Genomic DNA, 13,383 nt, shown 5'->3' on the forward strand with positions numbered 1-13,383 from the left:
GAAGGGTCGGTGACCTTGCCATCCTTCATCGGAAGGTCGGGTGCCGGGCGGAACGTCCCGTCGGGCAGGCGCCGGACTCCGGTGACCGAGCCGGCGGCGTCGACGATCCAGGCCACCTTCTCACCGTTCTGCTCGGCGACATACAGTCCCGCAGGCGCCTGGACCTTACCGGCGGTGTAGTCCCACTGCTCGTCGCCGAGTTCGATCTCTCCGACGAGGTCGTCACCGTTGAGGGTGCCGGTCATCCGCGAGTTGTTCTTTCCGGTGATGTCGATCTTCCCGTCGGTGATGGTCCCGCTCAGCCACGTTTCGGTGGTTGCGCCGTCGCAGGCGTAGGCGATGACGTTGGCACCTTCGACCGTGACCGAGAGTGTCGTGGTGTTGGCCGATGTCGGTGGCAGCGTCCCGACGAAGTCGGCGTTGGGCGGAAACGGAGTTGTCGCAGTCCGGTCAGCGGCCGAAGTGGGCGGCCCGGACGGCGGCGGTGTGCCGGTGCTCGTGGCGGGTGGCGTTGAGGTGCGCGCGGTGGTGTCCTCGGGTTTGTCGAAGACGGCGATGGCGATCAGTATCAGGCCGAGTATCGCCACGGCGGCGATGGTCAACAATGGCCCACGTTTTTTCATGGGTGACCTCTGGTGAGATGGTGGGACGGGCTGCGGCCCGGTGAGGCCGATCACACCAGCGTAGGCCCGCCAGGCCAGGCCCGGCAGCGTAGTCGGCTACTCGACCTACGCCGCCGCACTACCTGGTATGGGCGCTGCCCCACGCACCAGGTGTATCCAGACCTCCGGCGGGTCAGCGCATGATGCGGGCGACGAACGGCGTCGAATCCTTCAGCGAGGCCAGCACCGTTCCCGAGTGGTCCTTGTCCGGGTAGACATGCAGTTCGACGGGCTGGTTGTTGGCCTTCATCTGCGCGTACAGGGACAGCGCCGAGGGGGCGGGGACGTCCTTGTCGAGCAGTCCCTGGCCGAGGAAGATCGGCCGGTCGTAGCCCCTGTACGGCGTGCCCATGTATTCGGTGAGCGCGGCCCGGACGTTCGGCAGGCTCGACAACGGCTTGCTGAACATCGCACTGGCCTTTACACCGTCCATCTTCGGGCTCAGTTCGCTGTAGCAGAGTTCGGTGGCCTGCTTGAGCACGCGTTTGCCGAGCGGGGTGAGTACGCCGTCGACGTCGAGGTCCGGTCGGGCGTCGGCGAATCCGGCGAGGATGTAGGCGGTGTAGGCGTTGAGCGCGGCGGGCAGGGTGATCGGCGGGAAGCCGGGGCCGGCGAGCGCCACGATCTGCTCGATGTTGGCGGGGGTACCGGTGGCGACCACCCCGCGGTAGTCCAGTCCGCTGCCCGCGGAGAACGCGGTCGCGTGACGTGCCCCGGCCAGGGCGGCGCCGGCGCCCTGGGACTGGCCGACGATTGCCCACTTGCGGGCCAGCGGTAGACCCAGCTGCCGGGCCGCCTTCACCGAGTCGACGATGGAGTGCGCCTCGGTGGGTCCGTTGAGGTAGCTCATGAGCCCGGGCGTGCCGAGGCCGACGTAGTCGGTGGCGACGATCGCGTACCCCTGCTTGAGCCAGTGCGCCAGATAGGCCGTATCGCGCGGGATACGCGGATATGTCGACGGCGCGCAGTTGTCGCCGAGTCCGGTGGTGCCATGCGCCCACGCGACGACCGGCCAGCCGCCTGCCGGTGCGGTGCCGGCGGGCACGAACACGGCGGCGGTACTGACCGCATTCTTGCCGTGCACGTCGGGCGTCGAGTACAGGAAGCGTTGCGCCCGTGCGGTATTGGGTACCCACAGCTTCTTGTCGAGGGCGACGTCGCGGATGAGTGTGCCCGACCTGGCCGGGATCGGACCCGCGTAGCCGCGGACATCCATGCCCGACCAGCTGTGGTACTCGGGTTCGTCGGCCGCCGCGGTGCCGGCACCCAGGCCCCCGCCCAGACCCACGGCCAGGGCCGCGACCACCGCACATGCCCCGGTGGTCAGCCCGGTTCGCCGGCGAGAGCCGAACACCGTCGGACGTCGGAGAAGAGTGCGCGAGCGGTTCATCTGTTCGAGGGTATAAGAGCCGGTTGTGCCGCGTATGCAGCAGGTGACCAGTATCGTTGGCCCGGTGGAAATGCCGACAGTTGCGCTCAACAACGGGTATTCGATCCCACTGGTCGGGCTCGGGACCTACGCCATGCTCGGGCGCCCCTGTATCAGGTCGGTGTCGACGGCGCTGCGCAATGGATATCGCCTCATCGACACGGCCACCAGGTACAGCAACGAACTCGCCGTCGGGATGGGTATGACCGCATCGGCGGTGTCCCGCAACGACATTGTGGTGCAGACCAAGCTGTCCGGCGGCGATCACGGTTTCGACGAGGCGATCAACGCGGCCAAGGAGAGTGCACGCCGGCTCGGCGTCGACCATCTCGACATCTACATGATTCATTGGCCGTGCCCGTCGCTGGGCAAGACCGTCGACACCTGGAAGGCGTTGCTGACGCTGGTCGACGAGGGTTATGTGCGGGTGGCCGGGGTGTCCAATTTCAAACGGCATCACCTGCAGACGCTGTACGACGAGACGGGCCGGTGGCCGGCTCTCAACCAGATCCAGTGCTCACCCGTGCTGCAACGTACCGAGTTGCGGGAGTTCATGGCCGACAAGGGTATTCACGCCCAGGCGTGGCATCCGACGGGCAGCAAGGAGGGGCTGCTCAGTGATCCGTCGGTCATTGCGCTGGCCCGCAAATACGGCAAGTCGCCCACCCAGATCGCTCTCAAATGGGCTGTCACACATGGCATCAGCATCGTCCCCAAGTCGTCGCACGAGGGCAGGCAGATCGAGAACGCCGACCTGTTCGACTTCGAGTACGACTCCGACGACCTGACCGCGCTCGCCGCGCTCGACCGGGGTGAGCCGGCCGCCCGCGACTCCGATATCGACGAAGAATTCTGAGTACGCGCTAGGGTTGTCGCCGTGTCACACCCCGAATCCGGCAAGAGCCACCACGAGGACTTCTCGACGCGGCATGCGCCGATGCCGATCGAGATCCCCGTGGACGATGAAGAGGCCGGGCGAGCCCAGCGAGGGGGGATGTCACAGACTGACGTCGATCTGAAAACGCAGCTGGTCCGGTTCGTGGTGACCGGTGCCGGGTCGGGTGTCCTCGACTTCGGCCTGACATACCTGTTGCAGGCGGCCGTCGGGCTCGACCCGTGGCTGGCCAAGACGATCGGGTTCATCGTCGGCACCACCACCGCGTACCTGATCAACCGGCGCTGGACGTTCCGGGCCGAGCCGAGCGCGGCCCGGTTCATCGCCGTGATGTGCCTGTACCTGGTCACCTTCGCCGTCAACGTCGGTCTGTACGCGCTGTTCGTGCACCTGTGGCCGGACGGTTTCATCTACGCGCTCCTGGCCTACGGCATCGCCCAGGGCACCGCGACGGTCATCAACTTCGTGGTGCAGCGCGCGGTGATCTTCAAGATCGGCTGACGATTACACCTTCGCGATCACGTTGTCGGCGTACCAGTTCAGGTGGTCGATCTTCTTCTGCAAAGGTTCGGTGTCCGGGCCTTTGCTGTAGGGCACGCGGAAGCCCACGATGACGTCGGTGATGCCCTTGTCCTCCAGCCGTTTCACGCCGTCGACGGTGTAGGCGTCGAGGGAGATGACGTGAATCTCGAAGGGGTCGTTGAGTTTTCCCTCGGCCTTGCGGATGTCGGCGATCTTGTCGAGGAGGGCGTCGAGTTCGTCGCCGGACCCGCCGCCGTGCATCCAGCCGTCGCCGCGGATCACGGCCCGGCGCAGCGCGGCGTCGGCGTGGCCGCCGACGAGCAGCGGGATGGGTTCGGTGGGCGCGGGGGTCATCTTGATGCGCGGGATGTCGTAGAACTCGCCGTGGAATTCGAAGTATTCGCCGGTGGTCAGGCCGGCGATGATGTCCATGCATTCGTCCATGCGTTTGCCGCGGCGGGCGAAGTCGACGCCCATGATGTCGTAGTCCTCCGGCCACGGGCTGGTGCCCACGCCCAGTGCGAGCCGGTTGCCGGTCAGATACGCGACCGACGAGGCCTGCTTGGCGACGAGCGCCGGCGGGCGGGCGGGCAGTTTCAGCACGAACGGGGGGAACCGGATCGTGGGGGTCACCGCACCCAGTGCGGCCGCCATGATGAACGTCTCGATGAACGCCTTGTCCTCGAGGAACTCGCGGTCGCCGTCCTCGGTGTACGGGTACTTGGCGTCGGACTGCTCAGGGTAGGCGAGGGAGTCGGGGATGGTGAACCCGGAGAATCCGGCCTGCTCGGCGGCCTGCGCGAGGGGTGCGTAGTAGGCGGGGTCGGTCATCGCTTCGGCGAAGGTGAATCGCATACCCGATACTAGAACACGTTCTAGTTTCTCGGCCAGGAGTTGAGATCCCGACATGAGCTCAGAATGTGGCATGCGTCACGCGGCGGGTTCCTGTTGGTAACGCGCAGGTGTCGACGGCTAGATTAACGAGGCGAACCTAACCTCGTGCGCGCCGATCGGCGTTCCATGACTCACCTGAAAGGTCCAGGTTGTGAAGAAGTCGATCGCCGCTCTGTCGATGCGTGCCGTCTTGATGTCTGCCGTGTCGCTCCTGGCCGCACTCACCCTGTCGGCACCGGGAGTCGCCGTGGCGGCGCCAACCGGCTCCAGCGATGTCGTGGCAACCGGACCCGCCGACGCCGTCGCCAGTGGTTCCAGCGAACTCGGCTCCTCCAACGCGGGCTCGAGCACCGGCTCGCTCGGTTCCAGTGGTTTCGGCGCGCCCCGCACCCTCAACGAATGCCGAAAGGTCGGCCTCGTCGGTGCCAGCCTCAGCGCCGGACCCTGGCCCGGCGGCAGCGGCAGCCGGGACCGGCTCAAGTACAACCTCCGCAAAACCGGCAAACCGTTCCTGTACAGCGCGGCGTCGGGACGTTCGGTCACCCATGCGGGCAAGAACACCACCGGCTACTACGGCAACGCGCTCCAGGTGATCCACTGGATGCGCGGCCAGGGCGTCAACTGCTTCATAGTGCAGATCGGTACCAACGACGCCGCCACCACCAGGGGCGACGCCGGCCAGCTGAGCAGCCGCATCGACCAGATCATGAACGCCGTCGGGAGCCGTTCCCGTGTCGACTGGATCACCCCCCGCACCATCGTCAATTCCGGCTCGCCGAACTACATGAACCACGCCTTCCTGGACAAGTACATGTCCGTCATGCGTCGCCAACTCGTCCTCGCCGACGTCCGCTACGCCAACCTCGACGTCAATCACTGGGACCGCGCGTTCACCTTCTATCCCGGATTCTGGGCCCGCGACGGCGTGCACCTGGGCCTGGGCCGCACCGTCTTCGCCGACTACGTCGTCCGCTCGCTGTACATCGCGGGCTCGCGGTAAGCCGCGTTTCGGTAGATCGGGGTTTCAGGCCGGCCGGGAGATCCCCCTGGCCGCCGAACCCAGCTTCATGGCCCGCAGCGTGGTCAGCAGCTCGGTCCGGCTGTCGGCACCGAGACGCCGCTTGATCCGGGCCACGTGATGTTCGACGGTCTTGGGTGAGATGAACAGGCGCGCACCGATATCCCGGTAGGTGATGCCGTCCAGGAGCAGTGCGGCCACCTCACGCTCGCGTTCGCTGAGCATCGACGTCATGCGTGCCCGGCCGGCCGGTTCGTCCGGTTCGGCCTGGTCCTCGGGGATGTGGTGGGTGCGTAGGGACCGCGCGAGCTGCAACATCGTGCCGGCCACCCGGGGGTCCTGTGCGCACAGCGCGGCCTGGGCGGCGAGCTGGGCGGCATCCCATGTGTGGGCGTGGGCATCGAGTTCCCTGGCGGCGGCGTCGACGTCGTCGGCGTCGACGTCCCCGCCGAGCACCTGCACCCACACCTTTCCGGCCCGGGCCAGCGCGGCGGCGTAGTCGCAGGACCGGCCGGCGACGGCCAGCGCCTGGGCGTGCGGTACCAGCGCCGCCGGGGTGCGGGAGGCGATCGCCGCGTGGACGCCGTACCAGTGGAACAGGCTCGACCACTGGGCTGCCGGGCCCAGCGCGTCGACCAGTTCGCGGGCGCGGGAGACCGCGGACACCGGTTCGGCTGCCCGCCCGGCGGCCGCGGCCGCGACCCATAGTTCCCCGACGAACATCAGCCCGAGCAGGTCGACGCGGTACTCGGCGAGCACCACCATCGCCCGATCGAGCGCGGCCCGCATCGTGCCGCCGTCACCACGACGCCGCGCGATCGCGACCCGCAACGAGGATACCGCGATATCGTCTCTGGCACAGAGTATTTCACCGCAGTGGCGGTCGACGACGGCCTCGGCCCGGTCCAGGTCGCCCGACGCCATCGCGGCCCAGCCCAGCAGAATCTCGCCGCGCAGCGCATGGCCGTGGACGGCGTCGCCGGGCACCCGGGACAGAACCGAGCGGGCCGCGTCGGGCCGGCCGACGTGCAGGGCGAGCAGAGCTGCCAGGTTGGCCGCGGTGTCGACGGTCGGCCGGACGCCCAGGCAGTCGCGTTCGGCAGCCGCCGCCCGCATCAGCGTGGTCATCGCGGTGCTTCCCGACGCGCTCAGCGAGGCGCAGACACCGCCGGCGACCATCACATCGACCCGGTCGGTGAGCTGTGGCCCCGATTCGATGGGATCTTCCCGAAACTCGTTGACGGACTGTACCTTTCCGGTTATGGCGGCGAGTGTGGCCCAGCGGCCCCGGGTCGCCGGCCCGATCGCCTCGGCAGGCGTCCGGCGGCGTACCCAGTCGATCGGACCCAGTGCGCGCTCGCTGTCCCCGGCCGCGGCGGCCGCGGCCACCGACAGGTCGACCGCCCGGACGCGCTGACCGTCGTCCAGACGCTCCCACAGGCCGTCCAGCACCGCTTCGACCCCGGCCGGCTCACCGCAGCGCATCCGGTGGGTGAGTGCGTCGAGTTCGGCATCGACCGAACGGGTCAGCCCATCGGCGGCGAGCCGGTCCGACAACGCCGCGGACAATCCGCCGCCGGCCCGCAACGCCGACTCCAACGCACGCTCGATCCGGGTGACCTCCGATCGCCCGAGGGTGGTCACCGCCAGCCGGTGCACCCGAGACCTGAGCGCGGCGTCGGCGTCGAGAAGTCCCGTGCAGGCGGCGAGGTCGACGATGTCGGCAGCCTCGTCGAAGCCGACGCCCAGCGCGGCGGCGATGTCGGCGGTGCCGATCGACGCGTCGAGGGGGGCCAGCACGATCGAGGACACCTGCGCGGCGGGCAGTTCGCCGAGCCGGACGCGGATCTCGCGGTCGGCGGCCTCGTTCAGATCGGCGGTGCTCGGATGCGACTGCGGTGGTACCGGCAGCGTCGCGTGCACCAGGCACGGGATGCCGCCGGTCGCCCGGTGCACCCTGTCGGCGAGCGCCCGGTCCGATTCGGGCAACAGCTCGGCGATCCGGTCGGCGGTCAGCGACCCCAACCGGAGCGGGGGAGCGTCGAGCGTCAGCCGGGCGGCCGTGGCACGCAGCGCCGCAGGCCGGCGCCGTGGCGCACAGGTGGCCACGATGACATGGGTGTGCCTGTCGGCGAGCTCGGTGACCTGCTGTAATGCGTCGCCGTCGAGCCGGTCCAGATCGTCGACGAGCAGTGCGCACCCTTCCGGTCCGGGGTTCGCCCATCGGGTTCCGACGGTGATGCCGGCCGCCCGCAGGTGGCCGGCGGCCGCGTGCAGAACCCGGGATCGGCCACTGCCCGCGGGGCCGACGACGAGCCGGGTCTCGGCCTGGCCCGCCGGATCGGTCAGGCCGGCCACGAGTGTGCGGGCCTGATCGTCGAACCATGAGGTCACGCTCATGGGGTCAGTCACCTCCGCCGTTCTGGGTCTTCTGGTTGCTGTTGTTCTGGCTGTCGGGAGCGGCGCTCGCGGCCGGCTTCTGCACGCCGCTTTCCTGGGCCACCGGGACAGCGGAGTAATCCGCACCGGTGCCGGTGCCGGTGCCGGTGCCGGTGCCTGGTCCCTTGGCCGTTCCGGTCCCGGTCCCGTCACCGGTGCCGGTCCCGGTCCCGGGGTCGGGATTCGGGTTGGGTTCGGGGTTCGGTTCGGGGTCGGGATTCGGGTTGGGTTCGGGATTCGAGGAGACCGGTGGTGTATCGGAGCTGATGACCGGCGGCGGATTGGAAGGAGGCGTGCCAGAGTTGACCGGGACCGGTGGGGTGACCACCGACACGGGGGCCCTCGACGTGGTGACGACCGGGGGATCGGTCACCGAGCGCCGCTCCTGGGTCACCTCGGCGGTGGGCGCGGTCTGTTGCTCGGTCTCCGGAACCACCTCCTGCTGTTGCGGGGTGACCGTCCTGGTCGTCGTCGATGTGGATGATTTTGTCGCGGAACGACTTTGCGAGGTCGATGGCCGGGTGTCGGGCGGTGCGGACGCATCGTTGTCATGCAGTGCGGCGGCCGTACCGGCGATGCCGAGCACCGCCACGACCGCTCCGGCCGCGACGATCACCGGCCACCGACGCCTGCGCTTGTCGGCTGCCGGACCCTTTGCCGGTTCGGCGAAGGTGAGCATCGGCCGGGGGCCTGCACCCGGCCCACCGACCGCGGCCATCCCGGTCGGGACCGGCGGGTGAAGGCCATCGGGGCTGTACGACCCCGGAACCGGGATCGGGGCCGTCGTCTGGGGTGCTGTCGTCTGGGGTGCCGACATCTCGGGTGCCGCCATCTGGGGCGCCGCCGCCCGGGGTGATGGCATCGGCGGTGATGGCACCCGGGGAGATGGCACACGGGGCGATTGCGTCTGGGGTGATGGCATCTGGGGAGCGACAGTCCGGGGTGGTGACCCGGCCGGGCGGGCGATGCGGGCCGCACCGCGGGCCGTGGTGGTCGCGGGGTCCCGGTCTATCACCACCGGAAGATGAAACACTCCTGAAAGATGTTGGGCCAGTGCACCTATCGAGGCCCCACCACCGACGGCCGCGAGTGCGTGCAGATCGGTCACCGACAGTGGGCCCCCCTGCGGGCCGCCTCCGGCGCGTGCGGTGACCTCACCGATCGCCTGGACGACCTGATCGATCTGACCGCCGACGATCTCATCGAGCTCCCCGCGCGTGACTCGGACGTCGGTCCGATATCCCGGCAGGTCGACGTCTACGACCACCGCCGTCGCCGTCGACAGTTCCTCCTTGGCCGCGGTGCACCGCGCACGCAGCACCGATAGGGCCGCGGTCATATTCGGATCGTTGCCGGCCAGGATTGCCGGGTCGTCGACCGCCTCGGCGAGCACCGTCCGTAGCAGCGCCAGGTCGATGTCGTTGCCGCTAGGTTTGTCGACCCGCACGGGCACGGTGAGAATCCGGTCACCCTGAACCAACGCGACGGTGGTGCCGGACGCGCCTACGTCGATCAGAACCACCGGCCCGGCGGACGGAAAATCGGGGTGCTGTCCGAGTTCGGCAAGAGCACAACGGATATCGGATTCCAGAAGCACCTGCTCGCCGAGCGTGTCGCGCAGAGCGGCCACCCGATCACCGGGCCACCAACCGGGATAGGCCACGACAGCCGTTGAGGCCGTGGGGAATCCGCCGGTGGCCGCACGTGCGATCGACCTGATCGCATCCGCGGTCAGGGATTCGGCGGCATGTGCGCCACCGTCGGGTGCGGTGATGGGAACCGGATCGCCGAGGCGGTCGATGAACCCGGTGATGGTCAGACCGCCGGGACGCAGCCTCGGATTCTCGGTCGCCGTCCCGCCTTCCGGGGCCGATCCGCCACCGTCGGGAGCGGTGGGCCAGATGGTCAGTACGGCACTGTGACGAACCGGGACGGCCTCCGGACCCGGCACCGCATACAGGTTGCCGGTGCCCAGTGAGATGCCCAGTGAGGTCGCGCCCGGGACGGTGTTCATGGTCGGCTCCTCCGCGGTGAGTTGTGTTCTGTGGCGTGTTGTCCGTGAACTAGTTCGTGTGAGCCGGCTCCAAGTGAACCGGATTCGTGCGTATTCGTTCGGGTGAATGGATACGAGTGAACCGGGCGCGACGGGTGATCACATGCGTAGGGGACTACTCATTTCTGTTAGGGGCACCCTTGGGGGATCCGAGTAGCCCCGAGGTCGCATCACCCGATCCCCTAATGAGCCGATCGGCGATGCGGAGTTGTCCCCGGGGTGACGGGCAAGGCCACGGGTGATTGCCCCGAACCCGGAGGACGTGGTCGGCGATACCGTCGGAGTATCCGCTTGCATTTGCGCATAGCCCGAAATGAGGAGATTCTCGTGTCCGCGCCGTCATTGTTGGAGTTCGTCACCGCGCTGGTCCATGACCCGTCGCTGGCGGCCGCCTATTCGGCGAACCCCGAACAGGTTCTCCACGAGGCAAACCTGCCTGATGTATCACCCGACGATATCGGGGCACTGCTGCCGGTCGCCGGAAGTATGCCCACCGCGACGTCGACCGACGGCGACGCGGCCGCCATCTGGCGTAGCAGCGATGTCGCACAAGCGTTCTCGTTACTCGACGAACCTGTCATGAGTGAACCCGACCCTGCTGAATCCTTTACGGGTGAACATGTCGCGGGGGACTGGGGCGCGGGTTCGACGGACGGGGGTGGGTTCGGCGAGATTCCCACGGAGTTCTCCGAATTCGTTGCGCCGGTCGACTATCAGCCGAACGAGCAGCAGTCCTGGACCCCGAGCAGTGACATTCTGGAAGCCGATATCACCGGCACCGAAACCCACACCCTGGATCCGGCATTCCCCGATCACACGCCCGACCCGGCATTGGCAGATCACACCCCGCTGTCCGTCGCGATCGACCCCGCGTTCGGCCAGACCGGCCTTGAGCACGTCCACGAGCAGCTGCCCGACGAGCACCTCATGGGCGGCGACTGACACCCCTAACGATCCCCCCTCCTGTACGGAAAACGATGGGGGAGTGTCCCGTTCAGTTCGGGGGCGTTCGGTCATAGCGTGAAAGTCACGTCGCCTCGCAGTGAGGCACCGAAACCGAGGAGATCCGATGAGCCCCAACCCGACAACCAGTCCCGAACGGACCGCGCAGGACCACGATCGCGATGAGAACATCTTGATCGAGTTCATCCGCAGTCTGTTCGGCGACGCGGACAAAGCACAGCACTTCAACGAGAACCCCGCCGGCTGCCTGGCCGACGCCGATCTCTCACACGTCACCCCGCAGCAGGTTCACGATGCGGTGGAGGTTGTGGTGCAGTCGATTCCTGCGCCGACCCCGACCGTATCCACCCCGACCGCACCCACCCCGGGCGGTGGTGGCGGTGGTGGCGGCGGTGGTGGCCACTGGGAGCCGCCGGCGTGCCCCCCGGACAGCTCGGCGGCATCGATCATCCAGCAGATCACCAACAACTACTACCAGCAGATCATTCATACCGAGATCTACGGAGACAACAATACGGTCGTGCAGGCGATCGGCGACGGTGCCGTCGCCGCCGGCGGTGACATCAACGCACCCGTGGCCACCACCGGTGGCGTCGCAGGAGCCGACAATAAGGTCGGCAACGAGGACAAGACGGAGACGACCAACGTCGACGCGTCGAGGACCGGCGACAACAGCGGTAACACCACCATCACCGACATCGAGGACAACTCGAAGAACGACAGCCACAACGAGCTGAATATCGGTGCGGGAGAGGGTGGTAGAGGAGGCGACGGGGGTCCTGGTGCTCCGGGAACGGCCCCACCGGCGCCGGTGGCCGCACCGGTAGCCCCGGCCCCGGCCCCGGTGCAGGCCGCGGCATTCCATCCGGTTCCGATCGGTGTGGACGCGGTGCCGCTTCTCACGCCCACGCAGTCGTCCCCGGCGCCGGCCGAGCCGGTGGTGCAGGCCTTCGAACCGGTGCCGGCCACACTCCTGGCCTCGGAGACATCGTCGACCGAGCCGGTTCCGCAGGTCAATCACACTGCACCAGAATATGATTCGGAAGTAGTGCAGGAGACGCCGGCGACGTCCGGACCGTTTCGCGACGCTCCCGTCGAAGAGAATCGGTTGGGCAACAACGAGATCGGTCAGGCGGCCGTCGATCATCCCGACGCCGGCCACTCCCAGGGTGATCAGTTGCCCGGCGATGATTCTGCCGGTGACCAGCTGCCCGGTGACCAATCAGGGGCCGATCAATTGGGTGGTGAACAGTCTCCCGTCGAGCATTTGGCGGCGCCCGGGGATATCGGTATGGAGACACTGCCGGTCGATGACGGTGCGTACTCGCAGGTGTACGACCAGCCGGTCGATGCCGCACCGGTGAGCTACGTCCCCGAGATCACCCCGGTGGCCGATACCGCTCCTGCGGCAACCGAACTCGACCACCACCTGGTGGGCGGTCCCTGATCACCCGGACGGGGGAGACCCCCGGTGATCCCCCAAAGACGGAGGGGGTCAACCCCGTTCCCGGACAGCACAACAAGAAATAACGTAGAAGACATCGGGAAGCCATCCCGACAACATCCAAATCACAACTCAGGCAAAGGAAAAGACAATGAGCGGAAACCAGTGGTACGACGCGAGCAACAACGACTACAGCTCGACCTACACCAACGTCACGGCTGAGGGCACCGGAGCGGTCGCCGCCGGCGGTGACATCAACGCCCCGGTCGCCACCACCGGCGGTGTCGCCGGCATCGGCAACTCCGTCGGCAACACCACCACGACGACCACCACCAACATCGACCAGTCGTACACCGGTGACGGCAGCGGCAACACCACGGTCACCCAGAACACCGACAACTCGCAGAACGACAGCCACAACACCCTGAACGTCAACGCGGGCGACGGCGGTGGGGGCGTCGGGGGCGGCGGCTGGGGACCCGGTGGTCATGGCGGCCCGGGCGCCGGCGGCGACGGCGGCGGCATCAATCTGGGCGACATCGACATGGGCGGCCGCACCGGCGGAATCACCTCCGACAGCAGCAGCCACGTCACGAAGGATTCGTACAACGATTCGTCGTCGCACGATTCGCACGACGTCACCGATTCGTTCAACGATCAGTCGGTCAATGACTCGTTCAACGACCAGTCGGCTCACGATTCGTTCAATGGCTCGTTCAACGATCAGTCGGCCCATGACTCGTTCAACGATCAGTCGTCGCACGATTCGCACGACATCAGCGACGCCTTCAAGGTCGACAACTCGTCGCACGATTCGCACGACGTCAGCGACTCGTTCAACACCGACGACTCGTTCAACACCGACGATTCGTACAACACCCACGAGTCGACGCACTTCGGTGACTCCTACACCACGGTCGTCGGCGACGTCATGGCCGGCTTGTCCGATCCGGTCGGATTCCTCGGCGACGTCTTCGACGCTTGACCGCGGACGCCCGTCACGGGCGCACCGGGCAGTACAGTGACCGATTCCCTGGGATCGCCCAACCCGGGTGATCCCAGGG

Annotated in this window: 11 protein-coding genes; 6 read left to right on the forward strand and 5 right to left on the reverse strand. The window is 67.5% G+C overall.

Annotated elements, in window-relative coordinates:
- Together Q0627_RS13145 and Q0627_RS13150 are read right to left on the reverse strand one after the other, a co-directional pair.
- A partial coding sequence (locus Q0627_RS13145) for a hypothetical protein (RefSeq protein WP_298810503.1) occupies positions 1-602 on the reverse strand: 602 nt, incomplete at its 3' end.
- A 193-nt stretch (positions 603-795) separates the two neighbouring features.
- Positions 796-2,052 carry a lipase family protein gene (locus tag Q0627_RS13150; RefSeq protein WP_298810506.1) on the reverse strand — a complete coding sequence of 419 codons (1,257 nt, stop codon included), beginning with the start codon at positions 2,050-2,052 and terminating at the stop codon, positions 796-798.
- Positions 2,053-2,116: 64 nt separating this feature from the next.
- Between Q0627_RS13150 and Q0627_RS13155 the strand changes: the two genes are divergently transcribed.
- Entirely contained in the window at positions 2,117-2,947 is an 831-nt protein-coding gene (locus Q0627_RS13155) for an aldo/keto reductase (protein ID WP_291014475.1), read from the forward strand.
- 81 nt (positions 2,948-3,028) lie between these two features.
- Positions 3,029-3,487, forward strand: a complete 459-nt coding sequence (locus tag Q0627_RS13160; protein ID WP_298810772.1) for a GtrA family protein — start codon at positions 3,029-3,031, stop codon at positions 3,485-3,487.
- Positions 3,488-3,490: 3 nt separating this feature from the next.
- Here the strand turns inward: Q0627_RS13160 and Q0627_RS13165 are convergent, their stop codons facing one another.
- The gene (locus Q0627_RS13165; protein ID WP_298810509.1) at positions 3,491-4,363 is read right to left on the reverse strand and encodes a TIGR03619 family F420-dependent LLM class oxidoreductase; all 873 of its coding nucleotides are present in this window, start codon (positions 4,361-4,363) and stop codon (positions 3,491-3,493) included.
- 190 nt (positions 4,364-4,553) lie between these two features.
- On the opposite strand from Q0627_RS13165, the gene Q0627_RS13170 reads away from it, so the two are divergent.
- Positions 4,554-5,402 carry an SGNH/GDSL hydrolase family protein gene (locus Q0627_RS13170; RefSeq protein WP_298810512.1) on the forward strand — a complete coding sequence of 283 codons (849 nt, stop codon included), beginning with the start codon at positions 4,554-4,556 and terminating at the stop codon, positions 5,400-5,402.
- Between the two features lie 24 nt (positions 5,403-5,426).
- Here Q0627_RS13170 and Q0627_RS13175 read toward each other — a convergent pair whose 3' ends face one another.
- A complete protein-coding gene (locus Q0627_RS13175) occupies positions 5,427-7,820 on the reverse strand; it encodes a LuxR C-terminal-related transcriptional regulator (protein WP_298810515.1) in 2,394 nt (797 codons plus the stop codon).
- 4 nt (positions 7,821-7,824) lie between these two features.
- Positions 7,825-9,873, reverse strand: coding sequence for an Hsp70 family protein (locus Q0627_RS13180; protein WP_298810518.1), 2,049 nt, complete (start codon positions 9,871-9,873; stop codon positions 7,825-7,827).
- A 366-nt stretch (positions 9,874-10,239) separates the two neighbouring features.
- Between Q0627_RS13180 and Q0627_RS13185 the strand changes: the two genes are divergently transcribed.
- From Q0627_RS13185 to Q0627_RS13195, 3 genes are all read left to right on the forward strand, one after another.
- Positions 10,240-10,854, forward strand: coding sequence for an IniB N-terminal domain-containing protein (locus Q0627_RS13185; RefSeq protein ID WP_298810521.1), 615 nt, complete (start codon positions 10,240-10,242; stop codon positions 10,852-10,854).
- 127 nt (positions 10,855-10,981) lie between these two features.
- Positions 10,982-12,322 carry an IniB N-terminal domain-containing protein gene (locus Q0627_RS13190; RefSeq protein WP_298810523.1) on the forward strand — a complete coding sequence of 447 codons (1,341 nt, stop codon included), beginning with the start codon at positions 10,982-10,984 and terminating at the stop codon, positions 12,320-12,322.
- Positions 12,323-12,470: 148 nt separating this feature from the next.
- On the forward strand, positions 12,471-13,304 hold the full coding sequence (locus Q0627_RS13195) for a hypothetical protein (protein ID WP_298810525.1): 834 nt from the start codon (positions 12,471-12,473) through the stop codon (positions 13,302-13,304).
- The last annotated feature ends 79 nt before the right edge of the window (positions 13,305-13,383 follow it).

This window comes from uncultured Gordonia sp. (assembly GCF_937858515.1).
Lineage (GTDB): Bacteria > Actinomycetota > Actinomycetes > Mycobacteriales > Mycobacteriaceae > Gordonia.

Excerpts from the sequence above, each read along its gene's own strand:
- Q0627_RS13195 (WP_298810525.1), top strand. The coding sequence starts at position 12,471 with ATGAGCGGAAACCAGTGGTACGACGCGAGCAACAACGACTACAGCTCG.
- Q0627_RS13180 (WP_298810518.1), bottom strand. The coding sequence starts at position 9,873 with ATGAACACCGTCCCGGGCGCGACCTCACTGGGCATCTCACTGGGCACC.
- Q0627_RS13175 (WP_298810515.1), bottom strand. The coding sequence starts at position 7,820 with ATGAGCGTGACCTCATGGTTCGACGATCAGGCCCGCACACTCGTGGCC.
- Q0627_RS13150 (WP_298810506.1), bottom strand. The coding sequence starts at position 2,052 with ATGAACCGCTCGCGCACTCTTCTCCGACGTCCGACGGTGTTCGGCTCT.
- Q0627_RS13165 (WP_298810509.1), bottom strand. The coding sequence starts at position 4,363 with ATGCGATTCACCTTCGCCGAAGCGATGACCGACCCCGCCTACTACGCA.
- Q0627_RS13190 (WP_298810523.1), top strand. The coding sequence starts at position 10,982 with ATGAGCCCCAACCCGACAACCAGTCCCGAACGGACCGCGCAGGACCAC.
- Q0627_RS13160 (WP_298810772.1), top strand. The coding sequence starts at position 3,029 with ATGCCGATCGAGATCCCCGTGGACGATGAAGAGGCCGGGCGAGCCCAG.